The sequence below is a fragment of the Actinomadura rayongensis genome (assembly GCF_009831215.1).
Classification (GTDB): domain Bacteria; phylum Actinomycetota; class Actinomycetes; order Streptosporangiales; family Streptosporangiaceae; genus Spirillospora; species Spirillospora rayongensis.
Genome location: NZ_WUTW01000001.1, coordinates 915192 through 931089 on the forward strand (window position 1 = coordinate 915192; position 15898 = coordinate 931089).

The window sequence follows — 15898 nt, forward strand, 5'->3', positions numbered from 1 at the left end:
ACAGTTAAGACATCACCGCGGGGTGGAGCAGTTCGGTAGCTCGCTGGGCTCATAACCCAGAGGTCGCAGGTTCAAATCCTGTCCCCGCTACGGGTACTGGGTCCGCATGGTCGCGACAAGTCGCTTCCCTGCGGGCCCTTCGCCGTTTTTCGGGGGGACGACCCCCCGTGCCCCCCGATGTGGGGGGCTCCGCCCCCCACGCCCCCCGCCCTGTGGTTGCTGTTTTTTGGTGTCTTTTGGTTGTTTGTTGTGAACTTGTCGCGGGGGCTGTTATCGGCTATCTATCGGCGGCTCGGTGGGACGGAAGCTGACCCTTTTTGAGGTAGGGGAGCAGGTGGTCGAGGGCGGTCGCGGCGTGCCAGGAGGCTACGGGGTGTGCTTCGTCGTTTTTCTGGGCGTCTGCCGTGTCCGAGATGCCGCGGATCACCGCCCAGCCGTGTGCTCGGTCCTCGGTCGCCGCTCGTTCGTGGGATGCCTGGCTCAGGCCGCCCGCTTCCATGTCGACGGCGAGGATCTTGTCGTTGAAGCCCGCCAGGTAGGTGATGATCTCCGCGTCCTCGTCCGCGACCACCGCTTCGCCTGAGCCGATGGGGCCGTGCAGCATGCGCATTTTTCTGGTCGTCCCGTTCGGGTCCTCGGTGTCGAACTCTGCCGGCGCTCGATCGGTGAAGAACGCGTTCACGGCGTGGACCGTGGCGGCGGGGGCCTCCTTTTCCTCGCCTCTGCGCCGGGTGCCTTCGGCGAGTTCCTTGCGCAGGTCGTAATAGACGACTCGCGTCGCTACGACCACGTCGCCGATCTCGACGTCGCGGTGGATTCCTCCGCCGATGCCGACCAGGACGATCACTCCCGGGTCGAAGTGGCGGCGCAGGTTCTCGTAAGCGGCCATCGTGGAGCGCTGGCCTTGGCCCAGTGCCTGGACTGCTGCAACGTTCACGGGTCCCTCGTCCGTTCGCACTGCGCCGGTGCGGAACTGCAGTCCTCCGATCGGTTTCCTTTCCAAGCCTAGGCGGAGCATCAGCGCCTGGGTCTCCACGCTGAGGATAGTGATGACTCCGACGTCCGCCGACAGCTTTGGCTCGTCGTCCTGTGCGGTCGCTCGTTGGCCGATGTTGACGACGGGACGGTCGCCCACGGCCGAATTGGTGACCTTCGTCGTGCCGCCGTAGTTCGCGATTCCGTGGATGCGGTTTCGTTCGTTCATGCTCACGCTCCCTGTGCTGCGATGGTGTTTGAGTTGACCACTGCGTTGTTTCCCACCGCCGAGCCGTTGATCTCCATCTGGCCCATGTTGAGGACCGCCGCGTTGACGATCATTTCCGCGCGTTCATCGAATCTCGAGGTGTCGACGTCGTGCTTGCGCAAGAAGTCTTCGGTGGCGGTGAGGAGGCGACGTTCGATGATTTTCATATGGCCGAGAATGCTAGGTTTGTCGAATGTGGCGAGTTCCCAGTCGACCGCCCGTTCCTCCCGGATGCTGGTCCGGGTCGCGCATTCGGTGCCGGAAACCGGATCCGTCGAGCGGTCACGGGACGCCCGGGCCATCCTGATGAGCGTCGCCGGTACTTTGATCAGCCGGTACGAGCGCAGGAGGTCTTCGGGCAGGCAGAGGAACGAGTGGACGAGCGGCGGCAGCCGAGGCCGCTCTTCACCGCGCAAGCGGGTCAGTGCGCACGCCGTGAACTCCAGGCTCAGCGATCGGGCCTTCAGCGTGACACGAAGGAACACCGTTGTGACGACCTCGCCGTTCGGCGTCGTCCGCATTTCGAGGAAGTGCTGGGCTGGGGAGTGCGGGTCGTCGATGATCCGGTGGATGATGTCGAGGTCGGTCGCCTTCGCGGGAAGCTCGATCCCCGGACGCAAGTCCTCCTCGGCGATGAAGACCCGGTCGGCGACGTAGTAGCCCGGCAGCCGGGTGGGGTCGCCGAACCGTCCGATGAGTTTCATCTCCTTCCGCAGGTGCTCGACGAGTTGGTGCGCGGAGAACGGCGGCTCCACGAACTCCCGACGCATTTCGGGAAGGCCGGATGGTCGGTCGACATGGAAGAGCTGGATGGTCAGCGGCGGTTGCCAGCGGTGGACCAGCTCACCCGCGCCGCGAAAGAAGCGCCGACTGGGGGCGTCTTCCTCGATATACCTCGTCTCGTCGTCCTTCTTACGCGGCCTGCGCAGCACGACGACGGGGTGCTCCTGCTGCTTCTCGATGGCCCGAAGGCGACGCCGCGCACCGAAGCCGAACCGGCCGGGCCGATAGTGGTCCACGATCTCGGGGATCGCGCTCACCAGGGTTAAGGCCGATAGCAGGAACGCTGACTCGATGATCGCGCTTCCACCATGGGGGGCCGTCGTGAGTATGTCGGCGACGACGAGCGCGGTCGCCGATCCGCAGCCGGCTAGGTTGATCTTGAGCCATTGCGAACTCTCTTTGAGGCGGTTGTCGGTCTCGAGTTCTCCGTAGGTCTTGTGGCGGTGGAACAGGGTCGCCCACCAGGTCGCGATCCGGTCGCGCAGGACGATGGGCGCGTGTCGGGCCGCCTTCGCGCCGCACCCGATGAGGACGAGCGCGCCGATCGCGAGGAGCGCCGCGGACGGGCACCATGCGACGCCGCCGACGAGAACGAGCACGGTGAGCACTTCCCGCATCGTGTCCAAGCACCAGTAGTGCCAGGCGTGCGCCGCGAGATCCGCAAGATCGAAGCCGTAAGAGGGCGCGACACGGTGCCGGGCGTCGACCAGCACGTCATGGACGATCGTGTCGCGGAACTCGAGATCTCGGCGGGCGTCGGCGCGCAGGCGGCGTTGGGCGTGGGCGCTGTCGCGGGAAGGGGAGGCGTGGGTCTTGGTGAGGGAGACGGGTGGATGGTCCATGCGACCCCCAAGGCTCTTTAAGGTCGGACTGACCTTAAGTCGCGCGCTAGCTTAAAGTCAAGCTGACTTTAAATAGGGGGATCGATGTTCGGTGCGTCCACGCGGCTGGGGCCGGTGTCGCCCGCCGCCGTGACCGTAGACCTGGTGATCCTCACGGTCCGTGAGGAGACGCTGCACGTTTTGCTGGTCGAGCGGGGGAACGAGCCGTATCGAGGGCTGCCGGCGCTGCCCGGCGGTTATGTCCGCGACGGCGAGACGCTTGACGCCGCCGCCGCCCGAGAACTGGAAGAGGAGACCGGGCTCGCGGCGCACCGGCTCCATCTGGAGCAGCTCCGGGCGTATGGGGAGCCGGGACGTGATCCGCGCGGACGGATCTTCACGGTCGCCTATCTCGCTCTCGGGCCGGAGCTCCCGGTCCCGTCTGCGGGGACGGACGCGCGCGCCGCGCTATGGAGTCCGGTCGGGCCGTACCTGGACGGCACCGACGAACTCGCCTTCGATCACGGCATGATCCTGCGGGACGCGTTGGAGCGAGCTCGGTCTCAACTCGAGTACACGACCGTCGCGGCGGCGTTCTGCGCCGAGCCGTTCACCGTTGCCGACCTGCGCCGGGTCTATGAGGTCGTCTGGGATGTTCCCCTGGATCCGAGCAACTTCCGCCGCAAGGTCACCAAGGCGGAGCGGTTCCTCGTGCCGACGGGTGATCGGCGGATGCTCGACGCGGGGCGCCCGGCCGCGCTCTATCGGCGCGGTGACGCCCGTCTGCTCTCGCCACCGTTGCTGCGTGGGGCCTGATCACGTGGTCAGGTGGGGGAGCAGGGTCAGGGCCAGGTGCAGGGTCAGGCGGTCTTGGCCTTTTGTCAGGTCCAAGGTTGTTATTTCTTCTATTCTTGCCAGGCGGTGGTAGAGGGTCTGGCGGTGTATTTTTAGCTGTTCTGCCGTTGGTTTTATTGCTCCTGCGTTGTCCAGGAATCTTTTTGCTGTTTCTTTTAGGGTTGGGTGGGTTAGTAGGTCGGTGATGCCCTTGGTGAGGATCGCCTCGTTGATTTGTGTGTCGTCTGACCAGCGCAGGAGTCTCAGGGCTCCTAGGGACGTCCAGGTTCTTGTTGTGCCCGGGTCTGCTGCTCTTGCTGCTGTGCGGGCTCTCTGCCATGCCTCTCTCACCGCCGTCAGCGCGGTGCACGGGTCTGAGATGCCTGCTGTCACCGGGCCGCTGCCTCGTTCTTCCAGCAGGCTCCTTGCTCTTGTCACTACTTGGGCCGGGTCTCTGCTCTGGAGCGGGACCAGGAGGACGTGGTCGTTCTCCCATGTTGTCGTCAGCACTGACCTTGGGAGTTGCCACTGGTTCAGGACGTCTGCTCCTCCTGGGGCTCTCAGGACCGCTACCGCTACCGGGGTTTCTATGCTGACGTCGGCTGCTGCTCTCGTGCGTACTTCGTGGTCGGTGGAGAGCAGTTCGGCTAGCTTCAGGCCTCGGTCGCCGCGTTCTCTTGCCTGGCGTGCCATCTGTAGGCCTGCGCGTTCGCAGAGCGGTGCTGCTCTTGATGCCAGGGGTTCGTCTATGCGTTCTTCGTCGTCCAGGAGCCATAGGTAGCCGTATGTCACGCCGTTCCAGCGGACGGGGAGGCATAGGCGTCCCAGGACTCCTGCCGTGTGGTCTGCCGGGATGCGTACCGGGCCTGTCGCTCTTGCTATGCCGTAGCGCTCGAACCTTGTTCTGACGGCTTCGGTCGAGCGGCGGTGCAGGATCGACTCCATCCTTACCGGGTCGATCGTTGTGCCGTGTGCCGCGTAGGCGACCAGGTGGAAGTCGCGGTCCTCCAGGGTCGCGGGGGCGCCCAGCAGGTCGGCCGTCCGCTCGGTCAGCTCCTGGAGATCGTCGGGCATCGTGGCCTCCTTCCGACAAATGTCCCAAGATTCTGGGGCGGTCGCGTGACAATTGACTGTATGCCCCGTGCCGGGACGGTTCTTACCGTCAGGTCAGAACCCTTGGACCGGGGAGGTACTCGTGGCCAGTTCCCTGCTTCTCGCCGCCGCTCGCAGCTCGCGGCTCCGTGACGTTCTCACCGCGCTGCCGCCCACCCGGAGCGTCGTGGACCGGTTCGTCGCCGGGGACGATCTCGATGCCGCGCTTGCGGCCGTGCGTGCGCTCACCGGCAATGGGCTGCGTGTGACGCTCGATCATCTTGGTGAGGACACCACGGACCTTGCTCGGGCCTGTGCTGTTCGGGACGCCTACCTGCTGTTGTTCGATCGGCTCGCCGCTGAGGGGCTCGCTGACGGTGCCGAGGCTTCGGTCAAGCTCTCCGCCCTTGGGCAGGCTCTGCCCGGTGACGGTGCTTCCGTCGCGCTCGACAACGCGCTCGCCGTCGCTTCCGCTGCTGATCGGTGCGGCATGACGGTCACGCTCGACATGGAAGATCACACCACCGTCGATTCCACGCTCGGGATCCTCGGGAAGATTCGTGCTGATTTTCCTGCCACCGGGGTCGCTCTTCAGGCGATGCTGCGGCGGACCGAGGGCGATCTGCGCGATCTCGTTCATGAAGGGTCGCGGGTGCGGCTCGTCAAGGGGGCTTACGCCGAGCCCGCGTCCGTCGCTTATCAGGCCAAGGGTGAGGTCGACCGCGCTTATGTGCGTGCGTTGCGGCTGCTCATGGACGGGGCCGGGTATCCGATGGTCGCCAGCCACGACCCGCGCATGATCGCCGTTGCCACCGGGCTCGCCGCTCGGGCCGGGCGTTCCGCGGGGGATCACGAGTTCCAGATGCTCTATGGGATTCGTGTCGGTGAGCAGCGTCGGCTTGCTGCTTCTGGGGCGACCATGCGCGTTTATGTCCCTTACGGCGCCGACTGGTACGGGTACTTCATGCGCCGACTGGCCGAGCGTCCCGCCAACCTCGCCTTCTTCCTCCGTTCCTTCGTCTCCCGCTGAGGAGGTCGGTCCCCCTTATGGACGCCGTCACCCTTGTTCCTTCGCCCGTGAATGAGCCCGTCCACGGTTATGCGCCCGGTAGTCCGGAGCGCGCTCGGCTCATGGCGGCGCTCGCCGATCTCTCCGCCGGGGCGATCGATCTGCCCATGACGATCGGGGGGCTGGAACGCCTCGGCGGCGGGGAGAAGACCGATGTGGTTCAGCCGCATCGGCATGCCGCTGTTCTCGGGACGTTCGGGGCCGCCACGCGCTCGGACGCCCGGGACGCCGTCGATGCCGCGCTCGCCGCCGCTCCCGGCTGGCGTGCGTTGCCGTTCGATGAGCGTGCCGCTGTCTTTCTGCGGGCCGCTGATCTGCTCGCTGGGCCGTGGCGGGAGACTTTCGTCGCCGCGACGATGTTGGGGCAGTCCAAGACCGTTCAGCAGGCGGAGATCGACAGTCCGTGTGAGCTGGTCGACTTCTGGCGGTTCAACGTCCACTACGCGCGTCAGATCCTTGCCTCGCAGCCGCTCAGCAGTCCCGGCGTGTGGAACCGCACTGACCATCGGCCGCTGGAGGGGTTCGTCTACGCGATTACGCCGTTCAACTTCACCGCTATCGCGGCGAACCTGCCGACTGTGCCCGCTTTGATGGGGAACGTTGTTGTGTGGAAGCCGTCGCCCACGCAGACGTACGCGGCCGTCCTTACGATGCGGCTCCTGCGTGCGGCTGGGCTGCCGGACGGTGTCATCAACCTCGTCACCGGCGATGGGCTCGCTGTTTCTGACGTCTTGCTCGCCCACCCTGACCTTGCTGGGATCCACTTCACCGGGTCCACCGCCACCTTCCAGCACCTCTGGCGGACGGTCGGGGAGAACATCTCGCGCTACCGGACGTATCCGCGTCTGGTCGGTGAGACCGGTGGCAAGGACTTCGTCGTCGCGCATCCGTCCGCTGATCCCGCCGTGCTTCTGACGGCGCTCGTGCGCGGGGCGTTCGAGTACCAGGGGCAGAAGTGCTCCGCCGCGTCCCGCGCTTACGTTCCGCGGTCGCTCTGGGAGGGCGGGCTCCGCGACGCCCTCGCCGCCGAGGTGGACGCGCTGGCGATGGGCGACGTCACCGACCTGCGCAACTTCCTCGGCGCCGTCATCGACGACCGTGCGTACGCGCGCATCAAGGGCGCGATCGAGCGGGCCGCCGCCGACCCGTCCGTGGACGTGCTGGCCGGGGGCGTGTGCGACGACAGTGTGGGGTACTTCGTGCGGCCTACCGTTCTCGTCGGCACCGATCCCTCGCACGAGATCTTCACCGAGGAGTACTTCGGGCCGATCCTCGCCGTCCACGTGTACGACGACGATCGGTACGAGGAGACACTTCACCAGCTCGAATCCGTCTCCCGGTACGCGCTCACCGGGGCCGTCCTCGCCACCGACCGCGCCGCCATCGCCCGCACCCAGGAGATCCTGCGGTTCGCCGCCGGGAACTTCTACGTCAACGACAAGCCCACCGGCGCCGTCGTCGGGCAGCAGCCGTTCGGCGGCGGGCGCGCCTCCGGGACGAACGACAAGGCCGGTTCGCCGCAGAACCTCCTGCGCTGGACGTCGCCCCGGTCGATCAAGGAGACGTTCGTTCCGGCGACCGACCACCGCTATCCGCACATGGGGTGAGCGTCGTGGCGGAGATCCGTGCGTGGGCGCGGGCCCTGGCCGGCTGTGCGGCCGTGGTCGGCGTCTACTGGATCGTTCCGCTGCACGTCGGCGAGCTGCGCGGCGGCCACGGGCTCGCGCGGGTCGCCGGGACGCTCGTCGGGCTCGGGCTCCTGACGTACCTCGTCGCCGTCCAGGGGCGCCGTGCCCTGCGCGCCCGGCGCATCGGCGAACGCCTCGCCCTGCTCGCCACGGTCGTCACCGCCGTCGCCGTGCTGTTCGCCTCCCGCTACTACACGCTCGCCGGGCAGTTCCACGGGATCAGCACCCGGCTCGACGCCTTCTACTTCGCGGTCGCCACCCTGACCACCGTCGGCTACGGCGACATCGTCCCCACCGGGCAGGCCGCCCGCGCCGTCGTCACCGTCCAGATGGCCTTCGACCTGATCGTCATCGCGTCCGTCCTCACGCTCGTGCTCAGCTCCGCCCGTCCCGGCGACGACACCCCCACGTCCTAATCCGTTTGCGTAAGCCTCTCCGCCCCCATAGAGTTAAGACATCACCGCGGGGTGGAGCAGTTCGGTAGCTCGCTGGGCTCATAACCCAGAGGTCGCAGGTTCAAATCCTGTCCCCGCTACGGGTACTGGGTCCGCATGGTCGCGACAAGTCGCTTCCATGTGGGCCCTTCGCCGTTTATCGGGGGGACTACCCCCCGTGCCCCCCGATGTGGGGGGCTCCGCCCCCCACTCCCCCCTCCTTTTGGGGTTTTTCTCCGTTTTTTGGCTGTGATCTGCTTGCTTTGTCGTGGGAAATCGCCTCGTTGGCGATGGGCGTCCGGGTAGTTTGGCCGCGAGTTGTCGACATGGTGCGGGGTCTGGGGCGATGGCGGACGAGCGCGGTTCTCGGCGGGGTATCGGTTGGGCGTTCGAGCATCCGTTCGTCGTCCAGGTCGTCGGCGGCGTGGCCGCGAGCGTTCTGGGCGCTCTGCTCTTCTCGTTCTGGCACTCGGTGGGCGTGCCCGATCGTCCTGCCGGGCAGCGTGCCGCTTCTCTTCCGCCTTCTCCTTCTTCGCACCGGGCGACGAGCGTGCGGGTTTTGCGGAAGGGGGAGTGTGTCAACATTGTGGGGGTTCGTTCTGGTGATTCCGCGTCCGCCGGGCGGGTCGTGAGCTGTTCGGTGCGGCATGACGCCGAGGTCTTCTTCACCGGGGACGTCTGGGCGCGTTCCGCCGCTTATCCCGGCAACGCCGTGGTGGTTCGGGACGCGGAACGGCGTTGTCGGCGGGCATTCGAGACGTATGTCGGTGTGCGGTTCACACGTTCGATGTTCGACGACCGGTACTGGTTTCCCTCTCGGGAGTCGTGGGACCGGGACCGGGATCGGCAGGTCGTGTGCGTCGCCTACTACGACCTGCCGGTCAACTACTCGGTCGCGGGGACGCGTAGTTGAGCGTCCCCGGCCGCGCCTAGAGTTGGGGCGTGATCCGGGTTCTTGGTGCTGTCGCCGATGTTCTGTGCGTGCTCGTTTTCGTCGTCATCGGGCGCAGCACCCATGAGGGGGTCGGCGGTGTTCTGGACGTCGGGTCGACCGCCTGGCCGTTTTTGATCGGGCTTGTTGTCGGGTGGGCTGTCTCGCGGGCCTGGGTTCGGCCGTTCGTGCTTTGGCCCGTTGGTGTTTGTGTCTGGGTTTCTACTGTCGTTGTGGGGATGGTGCTGCGGGCCGTCTCCGGGCAGGGGACGGCCGCCGCGTTCGTCGTCGTCGCGTTCGTTTTTCTCGGGTTCGCGCTGCTCGGGTGGCGTGGTGTCGTTGCGCTGGTTCGGCGTTAGGCGCCTATCGCTCGCATCATCGCGGGCCACGAGCGGTCGAGTTCGTCCTGCCAGTAGACCCAGGAGTGGGTGCCCCGTTCGTAGAGGTGGGTCTTCACCGGGATGTTCAGTTCTTTCAGGCGGTCCAGGAACGGCTTCGTCGTGTAGTAGCAGAACGCCTCGGCCGGGTCGGCGAACTGGGCCGTGGGCGGGTCCAGGGGGCCCGGGAGGCCGTTCTTCGCGACGGAGACGTAGAGCTTCGTCCCGCGCAGGTTCGCCGCCTGGGACACCGGGTCGTGCTGCTCCCAGATGTCGTGCTGCCAGAACGGGTCGCCCCACATCGTGTACTTGTCGACGTTGAAGCCGAGGCCGTTCCAGCCCTTCAGGCCGTCCAGGCCCGTGTTCAGGACCGTGGAGACGCCCGCCGTCAGCAGGGACGCGAACGGGCTGTAGGCCGCCGCGTACTTGAACATTCCCGGGTGCCTGGCCGCGTAGATCAGCGCGCCGTAGCCGCCGGTGGACTGGCCGAACGCCGCGCGCTTGGTGCCCGCGCGGTACTCCTGCTCCAGCAGCGGACGCAGTTCCTTCAGGTGGAAGGTCTCCCAGGCGTAGCTGCCGCCGAAGCCGTAGTTCCACCAGTCGGTGTAGCCGCCCGCGTAGCCGCCCTCGGGCAGCACGACGATCACCTGGCGGCGCAGCGAGCGCGCCGCGATGTCGGTGTGGGTGTTCCACGCCTGGTAGTTCTCGTTGCCGCCGTGGAAGGCGTAGACGACGGGCCACGTCCGGTCCGCCGTCTTCGACCAGCCCTGCGGCAGCATCAGCCGCACCGGCAGGTCGCGGTTCATCGCGGCCGAGTGGACGGTCAGGTCCACGATGTGGCTGCCCAGCCGCTTCTCGGCGACGACGCGCGCGCCCTCGGCTCGGGCGGGGGCGGCGAGGAGGCCGCCGCCCAGGGCCGCGCCGGCCGTAACGGCTGCGGTACGGCAGAAGGCACGCCGGTTCTGCATGGGTGAACTCCTTGGTCCGAAGGGCCGGGACGCACCCGGCAGCGCGAACCGTAACAACCGGGACGACCTGCGAGAATCGCGCCGGGTGAACGATCTTGGGGGGCCGTTTGTCAGCCAGATCACATACATCTGCGGCCTACCGCCCGTTTCCTGCTTGTTTCGGTTGACGCGGGCCTCGCGGCGCTGGTGAAGTTACCCACGGGTCACGTCTGTGAAGGGGAAACGATGGCAACTGCGCTGCGGGACTGGCTGGACAAGCCGAACACCGATCGCGGCGTCCACCTGGCGGCCGACGGCGACGGGTGGGAGTTCCGCGACTACGGCGTGATCGCCGCGGCGGCCCGGCGCACGGCCACCGCGCTCATCGACGAGGGCGTGCGGCCCGGCGACGTCGTGTGCGTGGTGCTGCCGACCGACTTCACCTGCATCGAGACCTACTTCGCCGTCTGGGTCGCGGGCGCGACCGTCTGCCTGATCACGCCGCCGCTGTTCCAGAGCGGCGAGGACTACGTCAACCACGTCGCGGCGATCCTGCGGCAGGCGCAGCCCGCGCTGGTCGTCGCGTCCGACGAGCTGGCCGGCGACGCCGCCGCCGCGATGGAACGCGCCGGGCTGTCCGGCGCGCCGTGGCGGCCCCGGCAGGCGGCGGACGAGGCCGAGCTGCGCGAGCCCGGGGAGCTGGCGCTGCTGCAGTTCACGTCCGGGTCGAGCGGCGCGCCGCGCGGCGTCATGGTCACCTGGGAGAACCTGGAAGCCAACAGCGACCTCATCGTCCGCAGCGCCGACTACGAGGACGGCGACGTCGTCGCGTCCTGGCTGCCGCTTTACCACGACATGGGCCTGATCGGCACGTTCATCACCCCGATCGCGCGGCAGGGGACGCTGCGCCTCATGCGGCCCGACCACTTCATCCGCGACCCGGCACGCTGGATCCGCTGCTTCGCCGAGGCCCGGCACACGGCCGCGCCGCCGTTCGCGTACGCCTACGTCGCGCGGCGCGTGAAGCCCGAGCAGCTCGAAGGAATCGACCTGTCCGGCTGGAAGATGGCGCTGATCGGCGCGGAGCCGATCGACCCGCACTCGCTGGAGGTCTTCGCCGAGCTGCTGGAGCCGTTCGGCTTCTCCCGGACGGCGTTCCGGCCCGCGTACGGTATGGCCGAGACGACCCTGCTCATCACGCTGGACAAGGAGGCGCGCGACCCGCTCGCGGTGCGTCCCGACAGCGAGTCGCTGGCGTTCGGCGAGCCCGTGAAGATCCTCGACCAGCACACGCTGGGACCGCACTCGATCGGCGCCAAGGCGGGCTGGGTCGTCGGGTGCGGCACGCCCGAGCCGGACGTCCCCGTCACCATCGTGGACGACGCGGGCCGCGAGCTGCCCGCCGGACGGCTCGGCGAGATCGTCGTCGGCGGGCCGTCCGCCTGCAAGGGCTACTACGCGGGCGCCGAGGGCAAGTCCACCCGCTTTGAAGACGGCCGCGTCTTCACCGGGGACGCGGGGTTCTTCCACGAGGGCCAACTCTTCGTGCTCGGACGGATGGGCGACTCCATCAAGGTCCGGGGCCGCTCGGTCTACGTCGAGGACCTGGAGGCGAAGATCGCCGAGGTCACCAGGCTCGGCAAGGGAAGGATCGTCGTCGTCGGCGTCCCGGGCGCCGGCAAGAAGGGCCTCGCGCTGTTCGCCGAGACCACGGACGCGCCGTGGGCCGCCGACGTGCGCGAGATGCTGCGCCGCCGGGTCGGCGAGGACGTCGAGGTCACGATCGTCGTCGGCTCCGGGCTGATCCAGCGGACGTCCAGCGGCAAGCCCCGCCGCCGCTACATGTGGGAGCGCCTCCAGGCGGGCGCGATGGGCGGCGCGCGGGTCGTCGACTGAGGCCGCCGGAACCTGACAAGAGGCTGACCAGCGGGAAGTCAAGGGTTTTCCCGGCGATCGTCCAGGTGATATGACTGGCCCGATGCCGCCTGTCGTGAATGTTTTTCGTCGTATCGGTGCCCGTGTGACCGCCACCGCGCAGAACGCGCTGGAGGTCGCACGGTTCGGCGGCCTGGACACCGGCGACGACGCCACCCCGCACGAGATCGCCGCCGAGGGCCGGATCTACCGGCTGCGGCACTACCACCCCGAGGCGCCCGCCGGACGGCCGGTCGTGCTGCTCGTCCCGCCGCTGATGATCACCGCCGAGGTGTACGACATCTCGTCCAACGTCAGCGCGGTCGCCGAGCTGCACCGGCGCGGCATCGACCCGTGGGTCGTGGACTTCGGGGCGCCCGAGCGCGAGCCCGGCGGGCTGGAGCGGACGGTCTCCGACCACGTCCTCGCGGTGAGCGACGCCGTGGACCGCGTCCGCGCCGCCACCGGACGCGACGTCCACCTCGCCGGGTACTCGCAGGGCGGCATGTTCGTCTACCAGGCCGCCGCGTACCGGCGCAGCGCGGGCGTCGCCTCGGTGATCACGTTCGGCAGCCCGGCCGACATCAGCGGCTCGCTGCCGTTCGGCGTCCCGGCGCGGCTCGCCGGGGAGGCCGCCGAGCGCATCCCGGACGCCCTGCTGCGCGGCTTCGACGTCCCCGGCTGGGTCACCCGGACGGGCTTCCAGCTCCTCAGCCCGGTGAAGTCGGTGCGCAGCCGCGTCGAGTTCGTCCTCGCCCTGCACGACCGCGAACGGCTGGCCCCGCGCGAGCGGCAGCGCCGGTTCCTGGAGCGCGAGGGCTGGGTGTCGTGGCCCGGCCCGGCGCTGCTGGAGTTCATCCGCAACTTCGTCCAGCACAACCGGATGCTCACCGGCGGGTTCACGATCGGGGACCGGCTCGTCACGCTCGCCGACCTGTCCTGCCCGGTGCTGACGTTCGTCGGCGAGGTGGACGAGATCGCGCCGCCGCCGATGGTGCGCGGCATCCGGCGGGCCGCGCCGCGCGCGCCGGTCTACGAGGCGCCGCTGCGGGCCGGGCACTTCGGGCTCGTCGTCGGGACGCTCGCGATGGCGCAGACCTGGCCCGCCGTCGCCGAGTGGGCGGCCGGGGGGATGCCCGCGATCGTCCGGCCGGCGGCGGGCGACCCGGCGCCGCCCCCGCCCGGCGGCACCGCCGGGTACGGGCTGCGGCTCGCGCTCGGCGTGGGCGGCGGGGCCGCGCGGGCGGCGGCCGGGACGGCGGCGCGGGCGGTGCGCGGGTCCCGGCAGCTCGGGCGCCAGGCCGTCCAGAACCTGCCGCGCCTCGCCCGGCTGGAGCGCATCCACACCACGACGCGGGTGTCGCTCGGGCTGCTGCTGGACGAGCAGGCCCGGCACCGCCCCGACGAGGTGTTCTTCCTCTACCGGGGCCGCGCGTACACGAACACGGCCGCCAAGAGCCGCATCGACGCCGTCGTGCGCGGGCTGATCGCGATCGGCGTCCGGCGAGGCGAGCCGGTGGGCGTGCTGATGCGGACCCGTCCGACGGCGCTCGCGCTGGTCGCCGCGCTGAACCGGCTCGGCGCGGTCGCGGTGCTGCTGCGCCCGGACGGCGAACCGGAGCGGGAGGCGGCGCTCGCCCGGATCGCCCGCGTCATCGCCGACCCCGAGAACGCCGCGCTCGCCGCGACGCTCGGCGTCCCCGCGCACCTGCTCGGCGGCGGCGCCGACCGCGACCCCCGGCTGGACGACATGGAGCGCATCGATCCCGCCGCGGTCACGCTGCCCGGCTGGTACCGGCCCGACCCCGGACGCGCGGGCGACACCGCGTTCGTCCTGTTCACCGGGACGGGCGAGACGCTGCGGGCGAGCCGCGTCACCAACCGGCGCTGGGCCATGTCGGCGTACGGGACGGCGTCGTCGGCGTCCCTGTCACCGGCCGACACCGTCTACTCGATCACGCCGCTCCAGCACCCGTCCGCGCTGCTCATGAGCCTCGGCGGCGCGGTCGCCAGCGGCGCGCGGCTCGCCCTGGCGTCCGGCTACGACCCCGAGACGTTCTGGGACGAGGCCCGCCGCTACGGCGTGACCGTCGCGTCCTACGCCTGGACGCTGCTGCGCGACCTCGTCAACGCGCCGCCGCAGCCGGGGGAGCGGCACCACGCGGTGCGGCTGTTCATCGGGTCGGGGATGCCGCGCGGGCTGTGGCGGCGCGTGGAGGAGCGGTTCGCGCCCGCCCACGTGCTGGAGTTCTACGCGTCGACGACGGGCGAGGCGATCCTCGTCAACCTCGGCGGGACGAAGCCGGGGTCGCTCGGCCGTCCGCTGCCGGGCAGCGCGCCCGTCCGGCTCGTCCGCTACGACCTGGAACGCGGCGCTCTGGTGTACGGGCCGCGCGGGTTCGCGCAGGAGTGCGAACCCGGCGAGATCGGGATGCTCCTGGCGCGCGTCCGCCCGGCGGCGCTGGCCACGGCCGCGCGGCCGGTGCGCGGCGTGTTCGCGCCCGAGGACGCCTGGACGATCACCGGCGACCTGTTCCGCCGCGACGCCGACGGCGACTTCTGGCCGGTCGGCCGCGAGGACGAGCTGATCCGCGCCGCGACCGGGATCGTCCCGCCGGGACCGATCCGCGACGCGCTCGGCGACCTGCCCGGCGTGGACCAGGTCGCCGTCTACGCGATCGGGACGGGCCACGGCGAGCTGGCCGCCGCCGCCGTGACGCTGCGCGCGGGCGCCGAGCTGAAGCCGGTGGACGTGTCGGAGGCCCTGCTCAAGGTGGAGCCGAGGCTGCGTCCGGCCGTGGTGCGCGTCGTGGACGCGATCCCGACGACGCCCGGCCACCGGCCCCTGACCGACGCGCTGCGCGCCGAGGGCGTGCCGCCGCCCGGGCCGGGCGCCTACTTCCGCGACAAGTCCGGCGCGTACCGGCCGCTCAGCGAGACGGCGCGGCGCCGGCTGACCGCTCAGCGGCGGACGTAGACCGCCGTGCCGTTGCGGACGAGCCCGTAGATCCGGTCCCCGACGTCCATCGGGAGCCGGACGCAGCCGTGCGACACGTCGCGGTCGGGCACGTCCAGCGACCCGTGCATCGCGAACCCGCCGTGGAAGTACAGCGGCCGGTACATCCAGCCGAGGTAGGACTTGTGCCAGCCGTTGATGCGCCGCTCGACGCGGAAGTTGCCGGTGGGCGTGCGGGCGACGCCGCAGCGTCCGGCCTGGCAGAAGTGCCGGCCCGAGCCGGACGACAGGTGCGAGATCAGCACGACGCGCCGCGCCTTGTAGACGACGAGGACGCGGTGCCGCAGGTCGATGTCGACGCGCGTCGGCCGGGAGCGCCGGACGAGCCGGTGCGGGCCGTGCGGATGGCGGAGCGCGCGCTGCGTCCGCGCGTCCACGACGCCGGTGGCCTTCAGCCCGTTGACGTGCTGGAACGCCCAGACGGCCGCCCGCGTCGTCGCCCGGAACCGGCCGTTGATCTCGCCGGGCCAGTAGTGCAGGGCCTTGAGGCGCCGCTGGAGGCGGGTGACGTCCGGGCCGTCGCTGCCGAGGTGGAGCGCGGCGGGCGGCGGCGCGGCGGCGACCGCGGGCGCAGCGGGCGCGAGGACGAGGAGACCGGCGGCCAGCAGGGCCGTGCGCGCGAACATGCCCGCGACGTTAGGCCCGCCGACCTGCGCCGCCACGGGTGTTGTCCCGGACGCATAGGGAGACTTTGCCGTCCCTCGATGTCCGCGTTACCTCGGGTAACTCTGTACTTACTGGCGTCACGG

13 protein-coding genes and 2 tRNA genes are annotated in these 15898 nt (G+C 69.5%); 10 read left to right on the forward strand and 5 right to left on the reverse strand.

The genetic code is table 11. The features are described from left to right. Positions 1-16: 16 nt before the first annotated feature. Positions 17-90 (forward strand) — tRNA-Met (locus tag GQ466_RS04415). Between the two features lie 187 nt (positions 91-277). Here GQ466_RS04415 and GQ466_RS04420 read toward each other — a convergent pair. Both GQ466_RS04420 and GQ466_RS04425 read right to left on the reverse strand, forming a co-directional pair. After that, the gene (locus tag GQ466_RS04420; RefSeq protein WP_161101457.1) at positions 278-1204 is read right to left on the reverse strand and encodes a 5'-methylthioadenosine/S-adenosylhomocysteine nucleosidase family protein; all 927 of its coding nucleotides are present in this window, start codon (positions 1202-1204) and stop codon (positions 278-280) included. 2 nt (positions 1205-1206) lie between these two features. After that, positions 1207-2868: a hypothetical protein gene (locus GQ466_RS04425; protein WP_161101458.1), complete on the reverse strand. Its 1662-nt coding sequence runs from the start codon at positions 2866-2868 to the stop codon at positions 1207-1209. Positions 2869-2952: 84 nt separating this feature from the next. Here GQ466_RS04425 and GQ466_RS04430 point away from each other — a divergent pair, with 84 nt between their 5' ends. Next, positions 2953-3663 (forward strand): NUDIX hydrolase, encoded by a 711-nt coding sequence (locus GQ466_RS04430; protein WP_161101459.1) that lies wholly within the window; start codon positions 2953-2955, stop codon positions 3661-3663. On the opposite strand, the gene GQ466_RS04435 is transcribed toward GQ466_RS04430, so the two are convergent. After that, on the reverse strand, positions 3664-4755 hold the full coding sequence (locus GQ466_RS04435) for a PucR family transcriptional regulator (protein ID WP_161101460.1): 1092 nt from the start codon (positions 4753-4755) through the stop codon (positions 3664-3666). 121 nt (positions 4756-4876) lie between these two features. Here GQ466_RS04435 and GQ466_RS04440 point away from each other — a divergent pair, with 121 nt between their 5' ends. From GQ466_RS04440 to GQ466_RS04465, 6 genes are all read left to right on the forward strand, one after another. Beyond that, complete coding sequence (locus tag GQ466_RS04440) at positions 4877-5803, forward strand: proline dehydrogenase family protein (RefSeq protein WP_161101461.1); 927 nt, start codon at positions 4877-4879, stop codon at positions 5801-5803. Between the two features lie 17 nt (positions 5804-5820). Beyond that, the gene (gene pruA, locus GQ466_RS04445; RefSeq protein WP_161101462.1) at positions 5821-7449 is read left to right on the forward strand and encodes an L-glutamate gamma-semialdehyde dehydrogenase; all 1629 of its coding nucleotides are present in this window, start codon (positions 5821-5823) and stop codon (positions 7447-7449) included. A 5-nt stretch (positions 7450-7454) separates the two neighbouring features. Continuing rightward, complete coding sequence (locus tag GQ466_RS32645; RefSeq protein WP_202419964.1) at positions 7455-7946, forward strand: ion channel; 492 nt, start codon at positions 7455-7457, stop codon at positions 7944-7946. A gap of 45 nt (positions 7947-7991) precedes the next feature. Next, a tRNA-Met gene (locus GQ466_RS04455) sits at positions 7992-8065 on the forward strand. 245 nt (positions 8066-8310) lie between these two features. Next, entirely contained in the window at positions 8311-8877 is a 567-nt protein-coding gene (locus tag GQ466_RS04460; RefSeq protein WP_161101464.1) for a septum formation family protein, read from the forward strand. Positions 8878-8906: 29 nt separating this feature from the next. Next, complete coding sequence (locus GQ466_RS04465) at positions 8907-9254, forward strand: DUF3054 family protein (protein WP_161101465.1); 348 nt, start codon at positions 8907-8909, stop codon at positions 9252-9254. On the opposite strand, the gene GQ466_RS04470 is transcribed toward GQ466_RS04465, so the two are convergent. After that, on the reverse strand, positions 9251-10240 hold the full coding sequence (locus GQ466_RS04470; protein WP_161101466.1) for an alpha/beta hydrolase: 990 nt from the start codon (positions 10238-10240) through the stop codon (positions 9251-9253). The genes GQ466_RS04465 and GQ466_RS04470 overlap by 4 nt on opposite strands. 225 nt (positions 10241-10465) lie before the next feature. Between GQ466_RS04470 and GQ466_RS04475 the strand changes: the two genes are divergently transcribed. Both GQ466_RS04475 and GQ466_RS04480 read left to right on the forward strand, forming a co-directional pair. Then, positions 10466-12115, forward strand: a complete 1650-nt coding sequence (locus GQ466_RS04475; RefSeq protein ID WP_161101467.1) for an AMP-binding protein — start codon at positions 10466-10468, stop codon at positions 12113-12115. A gap of 124 nt (positions 12116-12239) precedes the next feature. Continuing rightward, the gene (locus GQ466_RS04480; RefSeq protein WP_337193313.1) at positions 12240-15110 is read left to right on the forward strand and encodes an AMP-binding protein; all 2871 of its coding nucleotides are present in this window, start codon (positions 12240-12242) and stop codon (positions 15108-15110) included. On the opposite strand, the gene GQ466_RS04485 is transcribed toward GQ466_RS04480, so the two are convergent. After that, complete coding sequence (locus GQ466_RS04485) at positions 15095-15775, reverse strand: L,D-transpeptidase family protein (protein WP_161101469.1); 681 nt, start codon at positions 15773-15775, stop codon at positions 15095-15097. The genes GQ466_RS04480 and GQ466_RS04485 overlap by 16 nt on opposite strands. Positions 15776-15898 lie beyond the last annotated feature (123 nt).

What these genes read in the sequence shown, in the direction of transcription:
- GQ466_RS04435 (WP_161101460.1), bottom strand. Translation starts at nt 4,755, where the DNA reads ATGCCCGACGATCTCCAGGAGCTGACCGAGCGGACGGCCGACCTGCTG.
- GQ466_RS04430 (WP_161101459.1), top strand. Translation starts at nt 2,953, where the DNA reads ATGTTCGGTGCGTCCACGCGGCTGGGGCCGGTGTCGCCCGCCGCCGTG.
- GQ466_RS04475 (WP_161101467.1), top strand. Translation starts at nt 10,466, where the DNA reads ATGGCAACTGCGCTGCGGGACTGGCTGGACAAGCCGAACACCGATCGC.
- GQ466_RS04470 (WP_161101466.1), bottom strand. Translation starts at nt 10,240, where the DNA reads ATGCAGAACCGGCGTGCCTTCTGCCGTACCGCAGCCGTTACGGCCGGC.
- GQ466_RS04425 (WP_161101458.1), bottom strand. Translation starts at nt 2,868, where the DNA reads ATGGACCATCCACCCGTCTCCCTCACCAAGACCCACGCCTCCCCTTCC.
- pruA (WP_161101462.1), top strand. Translation starts at nt 5,821, where the DNA reads ATGGACGCCGTCACCCTTGTTCCTTCGCCCGTGAATGAGCCCGTCCAC.
- GQ466_RS04420 (WP_161101457.1), bottom strand. Translation starts at nt 1,204, where the DNA reads ATGAACGAACGAAACCGCATCCACGGAATCGCGAACTACGGCGGCACG.
- GQ466_RS04485 (WP_161101469.1), bottom strand. Translation starts at nt 15,775, where the DNA reads ATGTTCGCGCGCACGGCCCTGCTGGCCGCCGGTCTCCTCGTCCTCGCG.
- GQ466_RS04460 (WP_161101464.1), top strand. Translation starts at nt 8,311, where the DNA reads ATGGCGGACGAGCGCGGTTCTCGGCGGGGTATCGGTTGGGCGTTCGAG.